General features: G+C 52.9%; 16 protein-coding genes and 1 tRNA gene. 6 read left to right on the top strand and 11 right to left on the bottom strand.

The annotated features are described in order from the left end of the window. Positions 1-107 precede the first annotated feature (107 nt). The 5 genes from G3I67_RS06720 to G3I67_RS06700 form a co-directional block, all read right to left on the bottom strand. Positions 108-184: transfer RNA gene (locus G3I67_RS06720), tRNA-Lys, on the bottom strand. Positions 185-218: 34 nt separating this feature from the next. After that, positions 219-1,529 carry an amidase gene (locus G3I67_RS06715; RefSeq protein ID WP_163653112.1) on the bottom strand — a complete coding sequence of 437 codons (1,311 nt, stop codon included), beginning with the start codon at positions 1,527-1,529 and terminating at the stop codon, positions 219-221. Positions 1,530-1,540: 11 nt separating this feature from the next. Further along, on the bottom strand, positions 1,541-3,709 hold the full coding sequence (locus G3I67_RS06710) for a glycoside hydrolase family 31 protein (RefSeq protein WP_235931767.1): 2,169 nt from the start codon (positions 3,707-3,709) through the stop codon (positions 1,541-1,543). 87 nt (positions 3,710-3,796) lie between these two features. Next, on the bottom strand, positions 3,797-5,515 hold the full coding sequence (gene mnmC1, locus G3I67_RS06705) for an FAD-dependent 5-carboxymethylaminomethyl-2-thiouridine(34) oxidoreductase MnmC1 (protein WP_163653109.1): 1,719 nt from the start codon (positions 5,513-5,515) through the stop codon (positions 3,797-3,799). A 9-nt stretch (positions 5,516-5,524) separates the two neighbouring features. After that, a complete protein-coding gene (locus G3I67_RS06700) occupies positions 5,525-7,201 on the bottom strand; it encodes an AMP-binding protein (protein WP_163653106.1) in 1,677 nt (558 codons plus the stop codon). A 79-nt stretch (positions 7,202-7,280) separates the two neighbouring features. On the opposite strand from G3I67_RS06700, the gene G3I67_RS06695 reads away from it, so the two are divergent. The 3 genes from G3I67_RS06695 to mgtE all read left to right on the top strand — a co-directional run bounded on the left by G3I67_RS06695 (position 7,281) and on the right by mgtE (position 11,112). Continuing rightward, positions 7,281-8,474: a M20 aminoacylase family protein gene (locus G3I67_RS06695; RefSeq protein WP_163653103.1), complete on the top strand. Its 1,194-nt coding sequence runs from the start codon at positions 7,281-7,283 to the stop codon at positions 8,472-8,474. A gap of 48 nt (positions 8,475-8,522) precedes the next feature. Continuing rightward, positions 8,523-9,566: a YeiH family protein gene (locus G3I67_RS06690; protein ID WP_163653100.1), complete on the top strand. Its 1,044-nt coding sequence runs from the start codon at positions 8,523-8,525 to the stop codon at positions 9,564-9,566. A 79-nt stretch (positions 9,567-9,645) separates the two neighbouring features. Then, on the top strand, positions 9,646-11,112 hold the full coding sequence (gene mgtE, locus G3I67_RS06685; protein WP_163653097.1) for a magnesium transporter: 1,467 nt from the start codon (positions 9,646-9,648) through the stop codon (positions 11,110-11,112). Positions 11,113-11,159: 47 nt separating this feature from the next. On the opposite strand, the gene G3I67_RS06680 is transcribed toward mgtE, so the two are convergent. Then, the gene (locus G3I67_RS06680) at positions 11,160-11,708 is read right to left on the bottom strand and encodes a cysteine dioxygenase family protein (protein WP_163653094.1); all 549 of its coding nucleotides are present in this window, start codon (positions 11,706-11,708) and stop codon (positions 11,160-11,162) included. A gap of 228 nt (positions 11,709-11,936) precedes the next feature. Between G3I67_RS06680 and G3I67_RS06675 the strand changes: the two genes are divergently transcribed. Continuing rightward, entirely contained in the window at positions 11,937-12,413 is a 477-nt protein-coding gene (locus G3I67_RS06675; protein WP_163654056.1) for an Lrp/AsnC family transcriptional regulator, read from the top strand. Here the strand turns inward: G3I67_RS06675 and ydiK are convergent. Further along, entirely contained in the window at positions 12,386-13,426 is a 1,041-nt protein-coding gene (ydiK, locus tag G3I67_RS06670) for an AI-2E family transporter YdiK (RefSeq protein WP_163653091.1), read from the bottom strand. The genes G3I67_RS06675 and ydiK overlap by 28 nt on opposite strands. 112 nt (positions 13,427-13,538) lie before the next feature. Here ydiK and G3I67_RS06665 point away from each other — a divergent pair, with 112 nt between their 5' ends. Then, positions 13,539-13,967 carry a hypothetical protein gene (locus G3I67_RS06665; protein WP_163653088.1) on the top strand — a complete coding sequence of 143 codons (429 nt, stop codon included), beginning with the start codon at positions 13,539-13,541 and terminating at the stop codon, positions 13,965-13,967. Here G3I67_RS06665 and secA read toward each other — a convergent pair. Together secA and G3I67_RS06655 are read right to left on the bottom strand one after the other, a co-directional pair. Then, positions 13,964-16,714: a preprotein translocase subunit SecA gene (secA, locus tag G3I67_RS06660; protein WP_163653085.1), complete on the bottom strand. Its 2,751-nt coding sequence runs from the start codon at positions 16,712-16,714 to the stop codon at positions 13,964-13,966. The genes G3I67_RS06665 and secA overlap by 4 nt on opposite strands. A 127-nt stretch (positions 16,715-16,841) precedes the next feature. Continuing rightward, positions 16,842-17,828: a M23 family metallopeptidase gene (locus tag G3I67_RS06655; RefSeq protein WP_163653068.1), complete on the bottom strand. Its 987-nt coding sequence runs from the start codon at positions 17,826-17,828 to the stop codon at positions 16,842-16,844. A gap of 18 nt (positions 17,829-17,846) precedes the next feature. Here G3I67_RS06655 and G3I67_RS06650 point away from each other — a divergent pair, with 18 nt between their 5' ends. Next, complete coding sequence (locus G3I67_RS06650; protein ID WP_163653065.1) at positions 17,847-18,344, top strand: DciA family protein; 498 nt, start codon at positions 17,847-17,849, stop codon at positions 18,342-18,344. Here the strand turns inward: G3I67_RS06650 and lpxC are convergent. Then, entirely contained in the window at positions 18,341-19,264 is a 924-nt protein-coding gene (lpxC, locus tag G3I67_RS06645) for a UDP-3-O-acyl-N-acetylglucosamine deacetylase (RefSeq protein WP_163653062.1), read from the bottom strand. The genes G3I67_RS06650 and lpxC overlap by 4 nt on opposite strands. A 208-nt stretch (positions 19,265-19,472) precedes the next feature. Then, the gene (gene ftsZ, locus G3I67_RS06640) at positions 19,473-20,645 is read right to left on the bottom strand and encodes a cell division protein FtsZ (protein ID WP_163653058.1); all 1,173 of its coding nucleotides are present in this window, start codon (positions 20,643-20,645) and stop codon (positions 19,473-19,475) included. Between the last annotated feature and the right edge of the window lie 123 nt (positions 20,646-20,768).

Below are 20,768 nucleotides of genomic sequence, written 5' to 3'. Positions count from 1 at the left end.
TAGTTGCAAATTGCAGAATCAAAAGACTTGAAGAGGCTTCTCAACAAGGTGCCATAAAAAACAAAAGGCCTTGAGCTGTTTATGACTCAAGACCTTTGCTTTTTGCTTGGTGGGTCGGGGGAGACTCGAACTCCCGACCAACGGATTAAAAGTCCGCTGCTCTAACCAACTGAGCTACCGACCCAAGCCCGTAATTATGACAAAAACGATTCTGCGTGTCAAACGCCAATCATCGTTTGTCTAAACAAATCTTCAAATCTTCGACCAAGAGCAAGCAATGCATGATCCTGCCCCATCTTGCCTACAAATTGAACTCCGAGAGGCAATCCTTTCGACCCATGACCGGCGGGCAGAGTCAGGCATGGCGCGCCAATTGTTGTCCACGTCCTGTTAAAAATCGAAGACCCGGTTCCGTCTTTGTAAAGCGGAGCCTGCCCCGGTGCGCTCAATGTCAAAACAGCATCGATATTTTGCATCTGATCGGCAAACATCTGACGGCAATACACCTGATGCCGCAAGGCTTCCAGGTACTTTGAACGCGCCATCCCTGCCCCTTCTTCGATCAGTGTTCGCGTTGTTTCGCCCAACGCTTGCGAGTGCATCCGAAAAACATTCCGGTGCTGACGCGCAGCTTCATAGGCCATCAAGGTTCGATTTGCCCGACCAAGCTCTGCAAAATCATCAAGTGGCAACATAATCGGCACGAACTCAACGCCTTGCTCAGCCAGTGCCGACCTGGCTATATCCAGCGCAGCAACCGCATCTTGATCGGCACCATCCACATCAGGCCCCGGATAATACGCCAGCCGAACTTTCGTTTCCTTTGCATCATTCGCGCCCCACGACTCGGAGTGTCCGAGCAATACGTCGGAAATGAGCTGCACATCGGCAACCGATCTTGCCATTACACCAAGCGTGTCCATCGAAAACGATAACGGCATCACACCTGCCAGCGTAATGCGACCGATTGTTGGCTTGAATCCCACCACACCACAATAGGCGGCAGGACGAATGACGGATCCTCCGGTCTGAGTGCCCAGCGCAATCGTTGCCATTCCATCTGCAACGGCGGCAGCAGACCCACTTGATGACCCACCGGGCGTATGCGACAAATTGTGGGGATTAACGGTAGGTCCGGCATGAGAGTGAGCGAATTCGGTCGTCACTGTTTTGCCCATCATCAATGCGCCGGCTGCTTTGAGGATAGTCACGACACCGGCATCCGCAACGGGTTGGTGACCGCGATAAGCAGCCGATCCATACTCGGTCGGCATATCGGCAGTATCGATTAAATCCTTGACCGCAATCGTGACACCGGACAAAGGACCCGCTGGCATCGAAGCCAAATCTTGCAACTGTCGACGTACGGAATCCGGGTCATGCCAAGTCCAGGCTTGGACTTGCGGTTCACGCAACGAGATGCGGTCCAATTGAGACTCGACAGCATGGTTGCGCGTAGTTTCGCCGGATGCGATCAAGGATCGCAGATCCGACTCCGTTCGAAAGCAAAGATTGTCGGATTGAGCCATCGGATGCTCCGTTATCTGGCGCGGGAGATCCTGACCTCGGCGCCACGGCGCTTGACCTCAAGGCCTTCCGAAGGAGAAATCTTAAGTCCCTCAAGGCCCTTGATATAACTCGAACCTTGCATTTGCATCACGCGAATTTTATTGCGCATGACGACCGGGTTGTTCATGGGCATGCCAAACATCCATACTTCATCCAGAATTCGAGCCGAATTGAACTCACCGGTATGGTAGGCCGTCGGTCCGAGGCAAAGCATGTGGCCCTCGCGACCAAACACGGGGATCGAATCAAGACCGCACTTAATTGTCCAGACAGTGCCACCTTCGTAGCGCCAGCCGGTATTCAAATCCCACCATGCCTCGCCTTTAGGCAAATAGACCTGAACATCCTCGCCAGGTTGCATCACGGGCGCAACCAATAAAGCCGGACCCAGAAGATATTGAGTATCCCAACGATGCGCCTCTTCATCCGCGGGAAATGACAACGCCATCGAACGCTGCACCGGCAATCCGGTGCGCGCAGCATCCTCGATCGCCCCCAACACATAAGGAACCAGCCGATAACGCCATTGCAACCAGTTTTGAATATGCGCCCGGGTTGCTTCGTCAAACGCTGTGGGTATCAGTTTGGGATGAGCCTGAAAACAAAAGTTGGCCGAAAAAACCGCCATGCCCAACCAACGCAGATACAGCTCGGGTGTCATTTGGTCGACAGATCCGGATGCATTGCCAATAGAGTGCATCTGAACCGGAATACCGCTTGCTCCTACTGACAATGCGGTGCGCAAGGTATGTTGCAAACCGGCCCAGTCGTTCGAGACGCGAGGGGCTGACTGCCATAGCAGCCTTTGCGCACCAACGAACAAATCCGAACTGAAGACAATGCCTTCTGGCGGGACTTTCTGTCCTGCTGCCGCATCAAACAAGGCGCGACGAGCCAGGGCCGGATAAATCGAGCGTAACACTGCACCCGACTCGCCACCACGAGCGACGACAGAGTCGGGAATTTCGAATTGAACATCGCAAGCCGTGGCGCCCACGCCCTCTTCCATCAACTGACGATGGCGCTCGGACCAGGCATTCAATACATCGCGATGCGTCAGATCGAGCAAGCCAAAGGGTTGATTACCGGTGGCAGGGACCCCGGGGAACACATGGGCATCGCCCGATTCGGTCGCAAGCAGCCAGCCACGATCTTCTAGTTCGGCAAAAGTGGGCGAATCCGCAAGTGCTGCAGGCAACGTCTGAAGACAAAGGTGCGCGGCATGTTTGCCGAAAAGCTCAAGAATCTGTTTTGGATCGGGAAATCGGACTGCATCCCATTCAGGCAGCAGCTTCGAGTCCTGGTAAGTCCAGGCTGCCGGTGGCAGCATCAATACGCCATCGATTGCCACCTGCTGACGACGAAACTCGGCAATCACCTCGGCGGTCTGCGTTGCCGTCTGGCCCTCGTGCTGCTCGATCCAGACACCCATCGACCATAAGACAGGCTGTCCGGCTCTTCCGGTCAATTGAGTATATTGATTCAGGATTTCAGCGGGTTCGCCGGCGAACAAAAACAGATCCAGCGTGACATCTTCCAAAGCGATCAAATACTCGCCCGGGTTTTCGGAGCCGAGATCGTGCGAAATCAAGCCAAGCGTATTGGCGTAAACACCCCAACCGGACGTACTCCAGGCCAAGGGCAATGCCCTATGCTCGGTATCATCGGAAACGATATATTCGCCTCGTCGATTCAGGTCGCCATGTGTCTCGCCCAATCCATAAATCTTCTCGGTCGCAGCCAGATTCAGTCCTACGGTCCAGACACCCTCTTCACAATGAACACCCGTTTCAGACAGGCTAAGGACAGACTTGCCCTGGCGCTTCAGATTCAAGGCAAAAGGCTGGGCAGTCACTTCAAGCACGATTTCGCCTTGAGCAATACCCCACCCCTTGGCTGAACCTGCTAATGGTTCGGTCACTGCCTCACCAATCGCCTCGGGTCTGGCAAGCAACACTTCGGAATGGACACGTGCACGCGCTCCCGGCGCGATATCTGCAGCCACAAGCTCGGGTTTGCCGCAACGCAAACGATATACCCCGGGCGCGTGGGGCTCAATCACCAGTTTCATTCCAGCGCCCGTGTCGAATACGACTCTGGTAGGGAGTGTGTCGACAAGTTTGAGCGTATCGAGTTGCATGATTTGATATGTAGCCGTGTACCAGCCTAGGTGACGTAAAGCCAACCTAAGTTATATTTTTTATGGCCTTTTGGGACGAAAACTATTCTAAATAGCGCTAATCGCATCAATTATATCGTTTTCCAGAGGAAGAGGCTCGGCGTTCAGGGCCGCGGCAATCAAATCACCTGCTAAGGGCGCCCAGGTCAGGCCTCGCGAGGCGAAACCACAGGCAACCCACAACCCGTAGGTCTCGGGTACGGGCCCGACTACCGGTAACCTGCCTGGCATGACCGCTCGCCAGCCGGCCCAACCGGGCAAGGCTGTTTCACACAGATCTTGCGGTATGTGAGGCTGATTCAACAATCCAGCAGCTCGCTTGAGATTGCCGATCCTGCCCTCGGCAGTCGACACGGCCTGAGTGGCACCATGCACATAACTACTGCCTGCGACACAAAACCCATCCACAGCTGGCAGAACATAGCCATCTCCGCTCACGATGCAGCGGGGACCACCTGCAAGTGCCTCATTGGGCAATAACGTGATTTCTCCTGCCAAGGCATGCATTTTGGAAAGCCTGGAATCCTCCGGCAAAACATGGCTTCTATTGAGAATATTGAAACTGTCCATGGCACTGGCGACGACTACGTAGGGAGCCTGCGCGAGGATGTTTCCACCCGCATCCTGCGCGAGCCACTGGTCATTTGCCTTGGCAAGCCGATCGACATCGCCTTCCAATAGCTGAATACCGGGGGTGCATGCGAGTGCATCGATCAAACCTTGCGGGTTAACTTGAGCCGCAGTCGGAAAATAAATACCCCCACGCGCAAGCTTGCGACCCGATAAAACACTAGCCTCCTGCGCATCGACATACCTTGCCCATTCAGTCGGAAAGCGCAACGCAGCCAGAACCGAAGACAAATCGACTATGCGGCCCTGATCGCGTTGTAACTGAATCGCTCCGCAACGATTGACGACGGTTTTCGGCAGATGGCGCCATCGAGCCATTGACCTCAAACTTCCTGCCCTGGACAAGCGCGCGCGCAAATCATCATCTCGCGACACCATCGGAGTCTGCGCAGCAGAGACATGACGAGCGTGAGTAGTGAAAGCCATTTCACCAGAGGTCGATGGATTTGAAGCTGATTTTTTATCGATCACCGTCACTGCCCAGCCCCGCAATGCAAGGGCATGCGCGACGCCCATCCCCGCAAAGCCCGCTCCCACGACTATTGCACAACGATCCAAAGGCTTTTGGGCGAACTGCTCCCAATTTGAAGTGGTTGAATGCGAACGCTTGTTCAAACGTTCAGTCAGTTCACGATAATCGACATCAAGGCCTGCGGGAAACACAATGTCGGCATCAGGGCCGGCCAGCCTCACTAACGTTTCAAATAATTTGCCCTGCGCAGATAAATCATCCGTCAAATCCTCCGATGATAGACAGAACAAATCCACCTTGGCCCGTAAACGTTCAAGCGAAAGACCCCGGTCGCCCACAAGCAGCGTCAAGGTGACCGCTCCATCCTCAAAATCCATTCGATGCAACCCCGGAAGATTCAAGGGCCATGCGTTAATGAGCTTGTCCACGCATACTTTCCTTGCCGTCGATGCAGCAAGAGCAAACTGCTTGCTCAATGCGATCGCATCGGGCAACGCATTCACCAAACCAATCACGTGCAACCGGTCTGGGCGCTGGGGATGCGCTTGCCAGTCTGCCCATATGTCAAGAAAACGCAAACCTATTCCGAAATCGGCATCCAGAATCGTGAAGTGTTGGCGATCACGCCAGCGTGATTGCAAGTGAAGTGCTTCGATACTCGACAATTTCTTAACTCATTCAATTGTTTTCAAAGCACGACGCAAGACTTTGCCGATTGTGCTTTTTGGTAATTCGGGACGAAACACGATCGACCGGGGGCATTTATACCGCGCGAGATTGCGAGCGCACCAATCTTTCAACTGATCATGAGTCAACGAATCATCCTTAGGGACGACAAACAATTGCAGCGCCTCTCCCGTGTTTTCATCCGGCACGCCGATCACCGCACACTCTAGCACTGCCGGATGATTCGCCACCACCGCCTCAACCTCACTGGGGTAGACATTGAACCCGGAAACAATCACGATATCCTTTAGTCGATCAACCAGGAATATGTAACCGCGCTCGTCCATCCATCCAACATCGCCAGTCAGAAAAAAACCATCTTCCCGCAACGCTGCGGACATCTCTTTCGTCGCATTCCAATATCCTCGCATCACTTGTGGGCCTCGCACAGCAATCTGACCATGCTCTTTAAAGGCAACAGATTGGCCATCTTCACGAACGATCAACACTTCAGTCTCGGGCAGCGGCAACCCGATACTTCCTGAAAAAGTCGTCGCATTCGTCGGATTGGCGGTGACTACAGGGGAAGCCTCGGATAAACCGTACCCCTCGATCAAGGGATGACCGGTCAGCTCAAACCACTGTTTGGCCACTGCGCTTTGCAAGGCCATTCCACCGCCAAAAGCGAGCCGCAGCGACGAAAAATCCAATTGATGAAATGAAGGTTCCTGCAAAAGAACTTTGAATAATGTGTTGACGCCCGGAAAGATATGAACGGAATGTCGCCGCCAGATTTTGATCAAGTCAGGACGATCACGCGGATTCATGACAAGCAAGTTGGTCATTCCGGCGTAAATTCCATACAAGCCACATACCGTCATGGCAAACACATGATAGAGCGGCAAAGCAGTCAACATATTCAGCGGTTTGCCCTTTACTGTATGCAATGCGGGCCAGGCAATCGCCTCGATCTGCAATACATTCGCCACCAGATTTCCGTGCGTCAGCATGGCTGCCTTGGGCACACCAGTTGTTCCGCCCGTATATTGAAGCGCAGCAAGAGAATTCGAATCTATCGCAGGCTGGTGCCAATCAAGCCCCTGGCCTAGCCTCAAGACATCACGCCAGTGCCGGGCATCGGGCAATCGCCAACGAGGCACCATCTTTTTGACGTGTCGAACAACCCAGTTCACCAGCGGCCTCTTGAATCGCCCCAGCATATCGCCAGGCGATACCACAACGCGATGCAGCAACGCATCACACCCTTGGACTTGCTCAAGCGTGTGCGCGAAATTCTCCAGAACAACGATGACTTGTGCGCCACTATCCTGTAACTGACCTTGCAACTCTCTGGGGGTAAACATCGGATTGATGTTCACCAACACCATTCCCGACTTCAGTACACCCAGCAGCGCGACCAGATACGCCGGCACGTTGGGCATCATGAGTGCGACCCGAGAACCCTCAGATAAATTAAGTGACTGCAGCCACGCCGCAAAAGCCCTTGCGTTGGAGTCAAGCTCCCGAAAAGTCATTGGGACACCCAGAGCGATGCACGCCACCCGATCCGCATGCTTTTTACACGCCTGACCTAATAAGTCATTCAGTGAAGAATAGGCATTGAGGTCGATTTCGACTGGCATCCCTTCCGGATAACTCGTGCGCCACGGCTGCGGAATATTCATAACATTTGGGGGTTATTACGCTTTAGCAATGCTTTTCACCGATAATACCCCTTGTAATCCTTTCGTGATGGCGTAACGAATGAAAATCCTCGAACCCTTTCTCAACTGGCAATCCGAAATTCGTGCAGTCAGGCGCGACATCCATGCGCACCCTGAACTGTCCTACCAAGAGCAACGTACCTCGGACCTTGTCGCCGCGGCGCTCGAAAAGTGGGGCATCACAGTTCACCGGGGATTGGGCGGCACAGGAGTTGTCGGAGAAATCAAGGGTAAAGGCGGCAGTTCTCGCGCCATCGGCTTGAGAGCCGATCTGGATGCTTTGCCGATGCAAGAACTCAATACGTTTGCTCACGCCAGTCAAAACACCGGAAAAATGCATGGTTGCGGTCATGACGGCCACACGGCAATGTTGCTCAACGCCGCGCACTACCTAGCCGAAACGCGCAATTTCGACGGAACGGTCTACGTCATATTCCAGCCCGCCGAAGAGGCAGGTGCAGGCGCCAAGCGCATGATGGATGACGGACTGTTCACAAAATTTCCCATGCAGGCTGTTTTCGGCATGCACAATTGGCCAGGCATGCCCGTCGGCTCTTTCGGTGTCACTCCCGGCCCGATCATGGCGTCCAGTAACGAATTCTGCATCACCATTAAAGGCAAAGGCGCTCACGGCGGTATGCCGAATCTGGGTATCGACCCCGTCATGACGGCCGTCCAGATTGCCCAAACCTTGCAAACAATCATCACCCGCAATCGCAATCCTCTGGACGCCGCGGTCCTGAGCATCACTCAAATTCATGCAGGCAGTGCCGATAACGTCATTCCGACCGAAGCCGTCATGCGCGGAACCGTTCGCACTTTCACGCTCGAGACACTTGATCTGGTCGAGCAAAGAATGCGCGAAGTCGTCGAGCACTCGGCCAACGCCATGGGGGCCACGGCCGATTTCCTGTTCACCCGCAGTTATCCGCCAACGATCAACCACCCCGAAGAAACGGCATTTTGCGTCAAAGTGATGCAGGAAATTGTTGGCTCCGAGCATGTCAATTCCCAGATCCAGCCATCGATGGGCGCCGAAGATTTCGCCTATATGCTCCTGGAAGTGCCCGGATGTTATGTCTGGATCGGCAACGGTCAAGGCGACCATCGCGACGCAGGCCATGGGCTCGGCCCCTGCATGCTGCACAATGGATCCTACGACTTTAACGACGATCTGTTGCCGATTGGTGCGACTTATTGGGTAAAACTGGCGGAAGATTGGTTTAAAAGGTAGTATCTCGGTCTACCATTCATAGCCAAAAGTAATAAGCTAAAAGCCAGCATGTCACAGCAAGTTTCAGCAGGCGCCTCGCCATGGCGCGACCAAGTCAATGGCATGCTGTTTGTCGGTCTGCTTGCAGCGGCCGTTGTTCAAGTCGCAGCCTTCCCCTTCGTCAAATCGCTGGGATTAAGCCCGCTGGTTGTCGGTATCGTTTGTGGAATGCTCTACGGAAATTTTCTGCGCGGCACGATGCCCGCTGGCTGGGGCGTTGGCGTGCACTGGACTGCCCGGCGACTCCTGCGAATTGCTGTCGGTTTTTACGGATTGAACATCAGCATCCAGCAAATTGCCGAGATTGGCGCGCCTGGTCTCATCATCTCTACAGGCGTCGTTCTGTCGGTATTGTTCATCGGCACCTGGATCGGCACGAAAGTTCTCAAGCTTGACCGCGACACAGCCATGCTGACCGCCTCGGGCAGCGCAATTTGTGGCGCCGCCGCCGTTCTGGCTTTTGAATCCACTCTCAAAGCCCCCCCTCACAAAAGTGCTGTCGCAGTCGCGACCGTCGTCTTATTCGGCACGATTTCGATGTTTGTATATCCGCTGGCGTTTCAGCTAGGTTGGATTGACCTGGACACCCGCTCATTCGGAATGTTTCTGGGTGGCACGGTTCACGAGGTGGCCCAAGTTGTTGGATCAGCCAGCAATATCGATGCAGCAACCACCGAGGTTGCCACCATCGTCAAAATGACCCGGGTCGCATTACTTGTTCCACTGCTCATTTTGCTAGGTTTGTGGCTACAGCGTTCCGCAAGCGCAAAACTCGCTCCCGGTCAGACAAAGCCCAAGCTGCCAATCCCTTGGTTTGCGATTTTCTTTCTGATATTTGCCCTGATCAATTCAGCCAATATCATCCCGCCGGACGTACTCAAAACCATGCGCGCACTGGATGTTTTTGCATTAACCATGGCGATGACAGCACTGGGCATAGAAACCCGCTTTGCCCAGATGCGCCAAGCCGGGCCCAGGGTTTTGGCGCTAGCGTTCATTCTGTTTTTGATTTTGGCTTTCGGTGGCTATACGCTTGTAAAATTTGTTGCCTGAAATCGAGCCCGGCTTCAACCACGTAGGCTATTTTCAAGCATAATCTTGCTTGTTCATCCGCTAGCCTCACGTGGTCTTCATGGCTCAGACAACCACCGACATTTCCCCCTCCGTTCGCAGGCTAGACCCTGAAGACGCGCAACAAGCCCTTGCCCAGGTTCAAGAGCTGTTGCACCGTCATGAACTGGTCGAAAACCTGGTGCATCGTCAACAAGAAGGCGATGAACGCGCAACGCTTGTCGAGGGACTATTACAGCGTCAGCATGAAGCCGAACTTAAAGAACTCGTCAACGATCTGCACCCAGCGGATATCGCCTTTATCCTCGAATCACTGCCCAATTCGGAACGGCAACTAATCTGGAAGCTTGTCAGCGCCGAGCACGACGCCGATGTTCTGCTCGAAGTTGACGACTGGGTACGAGAATCGCTCATTGAGGCGATGGACCGAAAGGATCTCGTGGCGGCCACCGAGAGCATGGACGCCGATGAATTAGCGGACCTTGCCCCGGACCTGCCGCCCGATGTTGTAGCCGAAGTGCAGAAAGGCCTGACCGTTGAAGAGCGCGCCCGATTAATAGAGGCAATGGGCTACCCGGACGACAGCGTTGGCGGGATCATGGACTTCGAGATGGTTCGCGTCCGCGAGGATGTAACGCTTGAAGTGGTGCTTCGATACTTGAGACGATTACCCGAATTACCCGATCACACCGATCAAATCTTTGTCGTCGATCGTCAGGATAAGTTGCTGGGCACATTGACCTTGTCATCGCTTCTGGTCAACGAACCCGAAGTCGAAGTGCGAAATGTGATGGGAACGGACTACCTTTCACTTAGCCCGCTGGATGCCGACTCCGAGGCGGCCGGTGCGTTCGAGCGCTATGACCTGGTCTCCGCACCGGTTGTCGACGATCTGGGCAGACTGGTGGGGCGCGTGACGATTTCCGAGGTTGTGGACGTGATCCGCGAAGACTCCGACGAGCAAGCGCTGTCTCGTGCAGGTATGCAGGAAGAAGACATCTTTGCGCCGGTCATCATGGCACTAAAAAACCGCGCACCCTGGTTGATATTAAATCTCTGTACTGCGTCCATCGCTTCATTTGTCGCTTCGCAGTTTGAGGAAACCGTCAGCACCATCGTAATGCTGGCTTTCCTGATGTCCATTGTTGCCGGAATCGGCGGCAACTCGGGCAATCAGACCATGACGCTCATTATTCGCGCTCTCGCGGTTGGCCGAATCACCGACAAAAACGTATGGCAGTTGGTCAAGCGTGAAATGCTCGTGACATTTTTGGTTGGCTTGGCGGGAAGTGCCGTTGCCGCGATTTTTGCCTGGGTCATTTCAAGGTCCATCCCCATCGCGCTAGTGATGATGGCTGCGATGATATGCAATATGCTGGTTGGCGCAATGATAGGCGTGCTCGTACCGATCGTCCGTTCACGCTTTGGCAAAGATCCGGCCATGGGTTCATCGGTTTTGCTGACCTTCGCCACGGACTCGCTAGGCTTTTTTATTTTTCTCGGACTGGCAACGCTCTTTTTGCTTTAAGGTCCTTCAGTCCATCGGTGATGGGCAAAATCGCGCGATGCTAAGCACTAGGCGTGATGGTCGCAAACCAGCAAACGATTCACATGTGTACCAATGCGATCGGAGTCCATGCCATATACATGAATTGAAACTGCCGGTTGTTCCTGCCGGTTTCCCAATTGATGAATCAATTCGAGACCGGCGTGTCCACATACGCTCTGTCCGGACGGCCGCTCAACCTCACCGGTCAGCCTGGCCTGTTGTGCAGAGCGGTCCCACTCGAAATGCGATTCGCTCAATACGCCGTTGAGTACTTTGTATGCGCACCACGTAAAGTGCGCATGCACAGGACTAGCCTGGCCTTTTTCCCACACAAGGGCAACAATCGTGAATCGGCCTTTCGGATCCGCATGCAGAATATGCCGCGTATAAGTTTCGGACTTGCGCGGCAACGTCAAAATTTGATGCGCCAATTCAGTCGCCGTCATCCCGACCAAGGCCTCATCCAATGCCTTTCTCACCGACTGGGGGGTGAGAACAGCCTGCTCGCAACATGCCAGCTGGATTTGCGCGGTCAAATCGAAAAGCGAATCTTCATGGTTAGAAAATGAATTCATGATGACTGAATGCGCCCGAGAAGAGCCTGTGGAGATGGATGTTGCCAGCTGGTTTTGCATATTTTCTAGGCGAAATACGAGGGGAGGATTCGAATTAGATATTCTTTTTACTTTTTCAAACCATCATCTTAATGATCAATTTCGAAAATAATTTGCTTTTTTACATAAAATACTGATATTTTTAGAAAATAATTCTAATTTATTAAGATATTTAGAAAAATTATGCCAATCGATAAAAAAGACCGTGAAATTTTGCGTATTTTGCAGGAAGACGCAACCATCTCTCTTAACGATCTGGCCGCGAAGGTCAATCTGACTCCAACACCTTGTTGGCGACGCATTCAGAAACTGCAAACAGATGGCGTGATCCGAAAACAGGTGGCCCTGTGTGATGCCGGAAAATTGAACCTGGGACTGACAACGTTCGTCACAATACGCACCAGTCAACACAACGAAGAATGGATGCAACGCTTTGTGGCGGGGGCAACCAGCATCCCGGAAATCGTCGAGATTTACAGATTGAGCGGGGATGCGGATTATCTTTTAAAAATCGTCGTACCGGATATCGCCAGATATGACAGCGTCTACAAAAGACTGATCAGATCAGTCGAACTGCTTGATGTGAGTTCGGCATTTGCGATGGAAACAATTAAATGCACAACCGCACTACCGTTAGACTACTCCACCTCGGATGCCCACGATTGAAATAATGTGTATGTCACGGCAAGGGCTACGGGACCGACAAAAATACCGATCAATCCAAAGCTGAGCATGCCACCAATCACACCGGCAAAAATCAGCAGCAAAGGCAAGTCCGCGCCACGTTTAATGAGCACTGGCCGCAAAAAGTTATCGATACTAACGACAAACAAAGACCAGACCAATAACGCAGTTGCCCATCCGTTGTTTCCGGACCAATACATCCAGGCAACTGTCGGAAACAACACAAGACTTGGGCCAAGCTGCGCAATGCAAAGCATCAGCATGACCGCAGTGAATACGGCGGCATAGGGCACTCCCGCAACCACCAGACCGATACCACCCAGCGAAGACTGGACAATTGCGGTCACACCCACACCAAGGGCCACACTGCGAATCGCGCGGCCAGCCAGAATCATTGAGTTTTCTCCACGATCACCAGCCAGCCTGCGTCCAAAAGTGCGCGCCATAGCGGCAGCCTCTTCACCCGATGAATACAAAATGGCAGCGACCACTACCACTAGGAGAAACTGAATCAACATGCCACCTAAACCGCCAAACTGGGCCAACACCCACTTGCCTGTGTCCGCAGCATACGGACTCACATGTTCGATCAACCCTTGAGCACCTCCTGCAACGAAGCTTGTCCATGCATCATCCACTTGTCCGCCAATGAGGGGGATTTTTTTGACCCACTCGGGCGGCTGAGGCAAACCATTGTTGGCAACTTTTTTTCCCAACTCGATGAGTTGATCGGACCGCTCGACAATCGTGCTGATCGCCCACCACATCGGCAGAACCAACAACAGAAGCATGCCTACGGTCATGATGGTGACAGCAGGGCCTCTTCTCCCTCCAAAGAACTGTTGCAACCCTTTTAGCCATGGCCAAGTGGCCACGACAATCATGGATGCCCAGACTGTTGCAGCCAGAAACGGGCGCAAAACCCATAAGGACAAACCGATCAATCCAAGTATGGCGACGATTGCTAGTGTGTTGCGAGTCAGATCATGGTGCATTTGAAAATCCGCTGGGAAGGGTCTGCCCTAAGTACAAGTACATCGAGACGCAGTTTAATGGGGATTACTATGTAGGGACAACATTGCCACACAATGACTGGACAGCCATTTCATGAGCAGAAAAGAAGACATTATTCGGACCATGCAAAATACCCGTGTCAACGGTCTGATCGCAAAACGCTTTTTTCATATTACCGCACCCCAGCATGCCGACAGCATTCTCGAACGGATGCACGACGACGAGGTGTTTTTCAGCTTTATTCTTTTGCCGAACTCGAAAAAGCAACCTGCTGAAGCACTGATTTGCACAAATCAACGCATCATGATTTGGAACAATGAATTCGCTGAGGATGAAGATATTCCGATCAGCTCAATCAATAAACATGACATGGAATCAGGTTGGTTTTCAACCCGACTTCACGTACAAGGCGACAAAAACGGTCATTCCTGGAATTGGGTATTCAAATGCGAAAAGGAAATCATGGCGGCATTCGAATCCGGCTTGCGGCTAGCCAGATTCGGAGCCGATAGCAAAACTTAGGTCAACTGACCGTGGCACTGCTTGTATTTTTTCCCGCTGCCGCAAGGACAAGGCTCATTTCGTCCCACCTTGGGTAAAACATTGCGAATCGGGGCTTGCCCGGGCTCGGCACGATCCTGCTCCTGAGCATTGGACGACTCGGATTCCGTATAGCTCTCATGCTGATACGACACGTTTTGCATGTGCGCTTGTGATGCTTCAAGCTCAGCTTGCTCGACCTCTTCGCGTGATTGAATGCGAACAGTCATCAACACCTTCACGACATCATCACGAACACGATCAAGCATATCCGAGAACAATTCGAATGCTTCACGCTTGTATTCCTGCTTGGGATTTTTCTGGGCATAACCACGCAGGTGAATACCTTGACGCAGATGGTCAAGTGAGGACAAGTGTTCGCGCCACTGCGAATCCATCACCTGCAGCATGATCGAACGCTCGAACTGTGACCATGACTCTGCCCCGACGATTTCCGCTTTGGCGGCATGTGCTTTTTGAGCTGCAAGCAATACCTGCTCCAGCACATCTTCATCGGTAATGCCTTTGGACTCTTTAACCAGATCAACCAATGGCACCGAAACCTGCCAATCGGCCTCCAGCGCCATTTGCAATGCCGGCACATCCCACTGCTCTTCAACTGAGTCGACGGGCACATACTGCCTGACAAGATCCGAAAACGCGCCGTCGCGCAAGTGATTGACTGTTTCAGCGATAGACTGAGCCTCAAGCACTTCATTACGCTGCGAATATAAAACCTTGCGCTGGTCGTTGGCGACATCATCGTATTCAAGCAACTGCTTGCGCACATCGAAGTTGCGCCCCTCGACCTTGCGCTGGGCAGATTCAATCGACCGTGACACCATGCCGGCTTCGATCGGCTCACCTTCGGGCAACTTCAATCGCTCCATGATGGCTCGCACGCGATCACCCGCAAAAATTCGCATCAGCGGATCTTCAAGCGAAAGATAGAAACGCGATGAGCCGGGATCACCCTGACGCCCGGCACGACCGCGTAACTGGTTGTCTATTCGGCGCGACTCATGACGTTCAGTGCCGATAATGCGCAAGCCACCCGCCGCCTTGACCTGTTCGTTGAGCGGTTGCCATTCATCCCGGACTTTCTGGATATGAATCAGCTTATCAGCTTCACTCAAGCTTTCGTTTTGACGAATCAACTCGATCTGCTTTTCGATGCTTCCGCCCAAAACAATGTCCGTACCGCGGCCTGCCATGTTGGTGGCAATCGTGATGTGGCCGGGCTTGCCGGCCTGAGCCACGATCTCGGCTTCACGTGCGTGCTGCTTGGCGTTCAGTACCTCATGCTTTAAGCCGGCCTTCTGTAACAGACCGGACAACAGCTCTGAGTTCTCGATACTGGTCGTGCCGACAAGAACCGGTTGGCCACGTTCACGGCAATCACGAATATCGGCAAGAATCGCATTGAATTTCTCGGGGGTCGACTTGAATATCTGGTCGTTTTGATCCACTCGCACCATCGGCCTATTGGTCGGCACAATCACCGTTTCCAGACCATAGATTTCCTGGAACTCATATGCTTCGGTATCTGCCGTACCGGTCATTCCGCCCAGTTTTTCGTACATGCGGAAGTAGTTCTGGAAGGTAATGGAAGCAAGAGTTTGGTTTTCAAGCTGGATTTTGACGCCTTCCTTGGCCTCCACCGCTTGATGCAAACCATCCGACCAGCGACGTCCCACCATCAGACGTCCCGTGAATTCATCCACGATCACAACTTCATCTTCTTGAACAACATAATGCTGGTCACGATGAAACAGATTATGCGCGCGTAATGCGGCCATCAGATGATGCATCAATGTGATGTTACGGGGCTCATATAAGGACTGTCCCTCGGGCAATAAACCCAGCCGCGTCAGTACGCCTTCAGCATGCTCGTGTCCGGATTCGGACAAATAGACCTGGTGATTTTTTTCATCCACCCAGTAATGGCCTTCCGGTTCAGGCTCCTGCGGCTTCGGCTCGGTAGCCATACGCTGCAAAAGATTGGGCACTGCGTTCATCCTGATATACATCTCGGTATGATCTTCCGCCTGCCCCGAAATGATCAGCGGAGTGCGCGCCTCGTCGATTAAGATCGAATCGACCTCGTCGACGATTGCAAAAACCAGCCCGCGCTGACGTCGCGCCTCGGGTTGGTATTCCATGTTGTCGCGCAAATAATCGAAACCGAACTCATTGTTCGTGCCATACGTGATATCGGCGCGATAAGCATCGATTTTTTCTTCATTCGACTGCTGGGGAACTACCACTCCGACGCTCAAGCCCAGAAAGTTGTACAGCCGCCCCATCCATTCGGCATCGCGACGAGCCAGATAATCATTGACCGTCACAACATGCACGCCACGCCCCGGTAATGCATTTAGGTAGACAGGCAACGTCGCCATCAGGGTCTTGCCCTCACCCGTACGCATTTCTGCAATCTTGCCGCTATGCAATACGATTCCACCGATTAATTGCACGTCGAAATGACGCATGCCAAAAACACGCTTACCCGCCTCACGCACAACGGCAAATGCCTCAGGCAAAATCTGATCAAGGGTCTCACCGGCTTGCAAACGGTTTTTGAACTCTTCGGTCTTGCCCTTCAATTGCTCGTCGGACAAGGACTGTATTTGCGGCTCGAAAGCGTTGATCTGCAAGACTTGACGACGCAACTGCTTGAGCAGACGATCATTGCGACTACCAAAGATTTTTTTTAACAGAGAAAGCATGCGTACCTGACCCGGGAGCGCCTACGACAATCGCAAGCACCTATCGAAAGGAATTAAGGCAAAATTTGCCCACAAACCATGGAGTTTAACGGATTGCGCAGAAATACTCTCTGTTTGATGCCAGAATTCAACGCAATCTGGGCCGCCAGGATACACCCGGCAAATTCGTCGGGGTGGGCGCCCGAGCAATCGCCTCCATTTGGGGCTGTCCTGCCAGAAACACCCTTGGATCCAGGGCTTTATCATGCTTTCGCACCTCGAAATGCAGGTGTGGTCCGGTCGAAAGTCCGGTCGATCCCACTTTAGCTATGACTTGACCCCTGGTAACCAATGCGCCTTCAGACACTAAAATCGTCTGGGCATGTGCATAGCGTGTCAATAAGCCATTGCCATGATCTACTTCGACCATCTTGCCATATCCGGTATGTGACGAGACTGTCTTGACCACGCCCCCGGCGGACGCACGAATAGGCGTTCCTACGGGAGCGCTGAAATCCAACCCTTCATGCATGCTCATTTGCCCATTAAATGGATGGCGCCGCCAGCCATAGGTCGAACTAAGATGAGAATGGGTACTAATTGGCATGGTCGTAGGGAGGTGACCAACACTTGCGACCAGGGCAGTCAGACGAAGATCAAGTGTTGAGAATTGATCATCTTGCCTGGCCAGCCCCGCCTGAATGGCGTTGATTTTTCTTTCGAGCTCGGAAACCGGAGGGCGACCGGCTTGGGCATCCATAGGCACGAACATCTCGTCAATCACTGTGTTCGTTTGCTCAACATCCCGAACAAATGCGATACGATCCTGCGGTAACCCTGCCACCTCGGCAACACGACGTCCCAGACCATCCAGCCTGGTCATGCCTGCCTGTATTTCGCCGAGCCTGGCGGCCAAGGCATGCACGGTTTCATGCGTCAATGACAGATCGGGATCTTGCAAATGACTGCCATGGGTTTCGACCGGCGCATTGACAGACCATGTCATTCTCTGAATGGCAGCCCCCGCCACCATTGCAATCACGAATAAAATACATAGCGAAACTACGAGCCATCTCGATTGAAGTGAAATTTTCGCTTCCGCACCACTGCGCGAGTGCATTATGATCAACTTCATGCCTAACAACATCCTTCCATGGCTACATCTTCCTCGCGACGCGTCAAACTAGGCTCATCCGCATCACACCTGATCGGATGGCTCGGCAACGAGACGCAATCCGCAAATGTGCTTGCAACCGCGCAGCTTCATCTGAAAATCCGTTCAGCTGTCTCGGAAATCCTTCCCGCGTCGATGCGAGGTGCCTTCGAGGTCATCAAGATCGAACAAACAGCCCTGACACTAACGGTATCGAGTGCCGCTTTCGCAGCAAAATTTCGCCAAATGGCACCGAGGGTTTCGACACACTTACAAACCTTAGGATGGAATATCGCCGAAATCAAACTTCGTGTCCATGGCGGAACAAGACTTCATCCAGCCGGAAAACCACCTAGGGAAGCGAGATTACTGGACGAAAACGATCTCAAATCGTTTGAAGACCTGAAGCAAAATTTAAGGCCTGGACCTCTGGCTGATGCCGTATCAAAATTGCTTAAACACCATCACGCGAATAACGGCAACCAAACGGAAAACTAGGCCAGTTTCCACTCTTGGCGGAATGCCTGCGGAGCCTCGGTCTGTGACGCATAGGTCACTAACTCCCAAGCGTCTTGCTGAGCCAGCAATTTACGGGCGAGTTGATTGTTCAGCGCATGCCCGGATTTACAGGCCACATAACGCGCGACCAGGGGCTTGCCAATCAGATAGAGGTCACCGATCGCATCCAGAATCTTGTGCTTGACGAACTCATCGTCATAGCGAAGGCCATCGCTATTGAGAACGCGGTACTCATCCATCACGATCGCATTGTCGAGACTGCCTCCCCGAGCCAATCCCATGGAGCGCAGTGCCTCGACCTCATTGACGAATCCGAAAGTACGTGCGCGAGCGATTTCCTTGATATAGGACTGCGAAGCAAAATCGATTTCGGCAAAGTTCGCAGTGGAGTCAATGGCAGGATGACGAAAATCAATCGAAAAAGCCAATGCAAAACCATCGTGCGGCTCAAGTCTGGCCCATTTGGCATCCTTGCCTTCGCCTTCACGAACTTCCACTGTCTTAAGTACGCGCAAAAACTGCTTGGGTCGGGCCTGCTCTTCGACTCCGGCAGACCTCAACAGATAAATAAATGTTGCCGCACTGCCATCCATGATCGGAACTTCTTCGGCAGTCAGATCGATATGCAAATTGTCAATACCAAGTCCCGCCAGCGCCGACATTAAATGCTCAACCGTTGAAACGCGAACGTTGCCCTGTTGCAGGACCGAAGCCATCCGGGTGTCGGAAACCATCGCAGCCTGTGCAGGCAGGTCAACCACTTCCGGCAAATCGACACGATGAAAAACGATTCCGGTATCCGGTGCAGCAGGACGCAAGGTCAGCTCGACGCGACGGCCGGAATGCAGACCGACCCCTGTCGTTTTGACAACCTGTTTGATCGTGCGTTGCTGAAACATTGGCGGGCTACTTGATGGAAGTCGTTGAAATCAAACCGCATTATACCGCTTTTACCCCGCATTGCACCATTTTTGAGCAGACAAATAGGCACTCGGGAGGGGAAACCCCGAATGCCTATCAGGGAGTGTCGCAAAACACCCCTTATGAGGGACATCATTCAACTATCCGGGGCCTTAACGTTTAAGCACCGGATTGTTGTGGCACAACTTAGTCGGCCTGACGACGCAAGAATGCCGGAATGTCGTAATGCTCCATACCGGCTGTTTCCAAGGCACGAACCTGGGCCGTTGCGTTGCTTGCACGCGGATTACGCATCACAGTCGGCACGCTGAAGTCGGAAGCGTGGCCAAGTGGTGCATTATCCGTACCCGTACGCAAAACCTCGACATGCTCAGGCTCGGGAACCAGCATCGGACGCTTTTGCGCCTTGCTCTGACCCAAGCCGGTCGCCACGACGGTCACTCGCAGATTATCACCCATCGATTCATCGTATGCAGTACCGAAAATAACGGTCGCGTCATCCGAAGCGAAGCTGCGGATATGATCCATAATCGCGCGCGTTTCCTTCATCTTCAGGCTGGTGCTGGCTGTGATATTGACCAGAACACCACGTGCTCCGTTCAAATCCACACCTTCCAGCAGTGGGCATGCGACGGCTTGTTCTGCGGCTATTTTTGCGCGATCCGGACCACTTGCAACAGCGGTGCCCATCATCGCTTGACCCTGTTCGCCCATGATTGTCTTGACGTCTTCGAAGTCGACGTTCACGTTACCTTCGACGTTGATGATTTCGGCGATACCGGCACAAGCGTTATGAAGCACGTCATCCGCGGCCTTGAAGCAATCGGCCTGCGTCGCATCCTCATCCATCAGATCATAGAGGTTTTCGTTCAGTACAACGATCAGCGAATGAACATGCTTGGACAGCTCGCTGATCCCCTCTTCGGACATTTTCATCCGTTTGCCGCCTTCGAAAGAAAACGGCTTAGTGACAACGCCAACCGTCAGAATGCCGAGCTCTTTGGCGACTTCGGCAACAACAGGGCCTGCACCAGTACCGGTTCCACCACCCATACCTGCGGTAATGAAAACCATATTGGCGCCATGCAAGGCGGCACGAATTTCTTCACGAGCCAGTTCCGCGGCAGCCCTACCCTGATCGGGCTTGGCGCCAGCGCCTAGGCCGGTGCGACCAAGGCGAATTTGCACAGGTGCATTTGTCGCAGCCAAAGCTTGCGCATCGGTATTGCAGCAAATGAAATCCACACCCTGCACGCCCGAGTTGATCATGTGGGAGACCGCATTTCCACCTGCCCCACCAACCCCGACAACCTTGATGACCGTACCTTTATTAACGGTATCTAACATTTCAAACATCATGAGTGACTCCCTCAAGTCTTATATCAGTTAAACGATTGTCTAAATATCCCCAACTACATTCAGAAATCGTTTCAAACACGTCGCCGACAGTGTCCGCGACGGATTTGAAACGCCTCTCCTCCA

Source organism: Sheuella amnicola, assembly GCF_010499255.1.
Classification (GTDB): domain Bacteria; phylum Pseudomonadota; class Gammaproteobacteria; order Burkholderiales; family Burkholderiaceae_B; genus Zwartia; species Zwartia amnicola.
The sequence above is the reverse complement of the archived record's forward strand: the minus strand, read 5'-3'. Positions and strand labels throughout refer to the sequence as shown.

What these genes read in the sequence shown, in the direction of transcription:
- G3I67_RS06715 (WP_163653112.1), bottom strand. Translation starts at nt 1,529, where the DNA reads ATGGCTCAATCCGACAATCTTTGCTTTCGAACGGAGTCGGATCTGCGA.
- G3I67_RS06710 (WP_235931767.1), bottom strand. Translation starts at nt 3,709, where the DNA reads ATGCAACTCGATACGCTCAAACTTGTCGACACACTCCCTACCAGAGTC.
- G3I67_RS06700 (WP_163653106.1), bottom strand. Translation starts at nt 7,201, where the DNA reads ATGAATATTCCGCAGCCGTGGCGCACGAGTTATCCGGAAGGGATGCCA.
- G3I67_RS06695 (WP_163653103.1), top strand. Translation starts at nt 7,281, where the DNA reads ATGAAAATCCTCGAACCCTTTCTCAACTGGCAATCCGAAATTCGTGCA.
- G3I67_RS06690 (WP_163653100.1), top strand. Translation starts at nt 8,523, where the DNA reads ATGTCACAGCAAGTTTCAGCAGGCGCCTCGCCATGGCGCGACCAAGTC.
- mgtE (WP_163653097.1), top strand. Translation starts at nt 9,646, where the DNA reads ATGGCTCAGACAACCACCGACATTTCCCCCTCCGTTCGCAGGCTAGAC.
- G3I67_RS06680 (WP_163653094.1), bottom strand. Translation starts at nt 11,708, where the DNA reads ATGAATTCATTTTCTAACCATGAAGATTCGCTTTTCGATTTGACCGCG.
- ydiK (WP_163653091.1), bottom strand. Translation starts at nt 13,426, where the DNA reads ATGCACCATGATCTGACTCGCAACACACTAGCAATCGTCGCCATACTT.
- G3I67_RS06665 (WP_163653088.1), top strand. Translation starts at nt 13,539, where the DNA reads ATGAGCAGAAAAGAAGACATTATTCGGACCATGCAAAATACCCGTGTC.
- secA (WP_163653085.1), bottom strand. Translation starts at nt 16,714, where the DNA reads ATGCTTTCTCTGTTAAAAAAAATCTTTGGTAGTCGCAATGATCGTCTG.
- G3I67_RS06655 (WP_163653068.1), bottom strand. Translation starts at nt 17,828, where the DNA reads ATGAAGTTGATCATAATGCACTCGCGCAGTGGTGCGGAAGCGAAAATT.
- G3I67_RS06650 (WP_163653065.1), top strand. Translation starts at nt 17,847, where the DNA reads ATGGCTACATCTTCCTCGCGACGCGTCAAACTAGGCTCATCCGCATCA.
- lpxC (WP_163653062.1), bottom strand. Translation starts at nt 19,264, where the DNA reads ATGTTTCAGCAACGCACGATCAAACAGGTTGTCAAAACGACAGGGGTC.
- ftsZ (WP_163653058.1), bottom strand. Translation starts at nt 20,645, where the DNA reads ATGATGTTTGAAATGTTAGATACCGTTAATAAAGGTACGGTCATCAAG.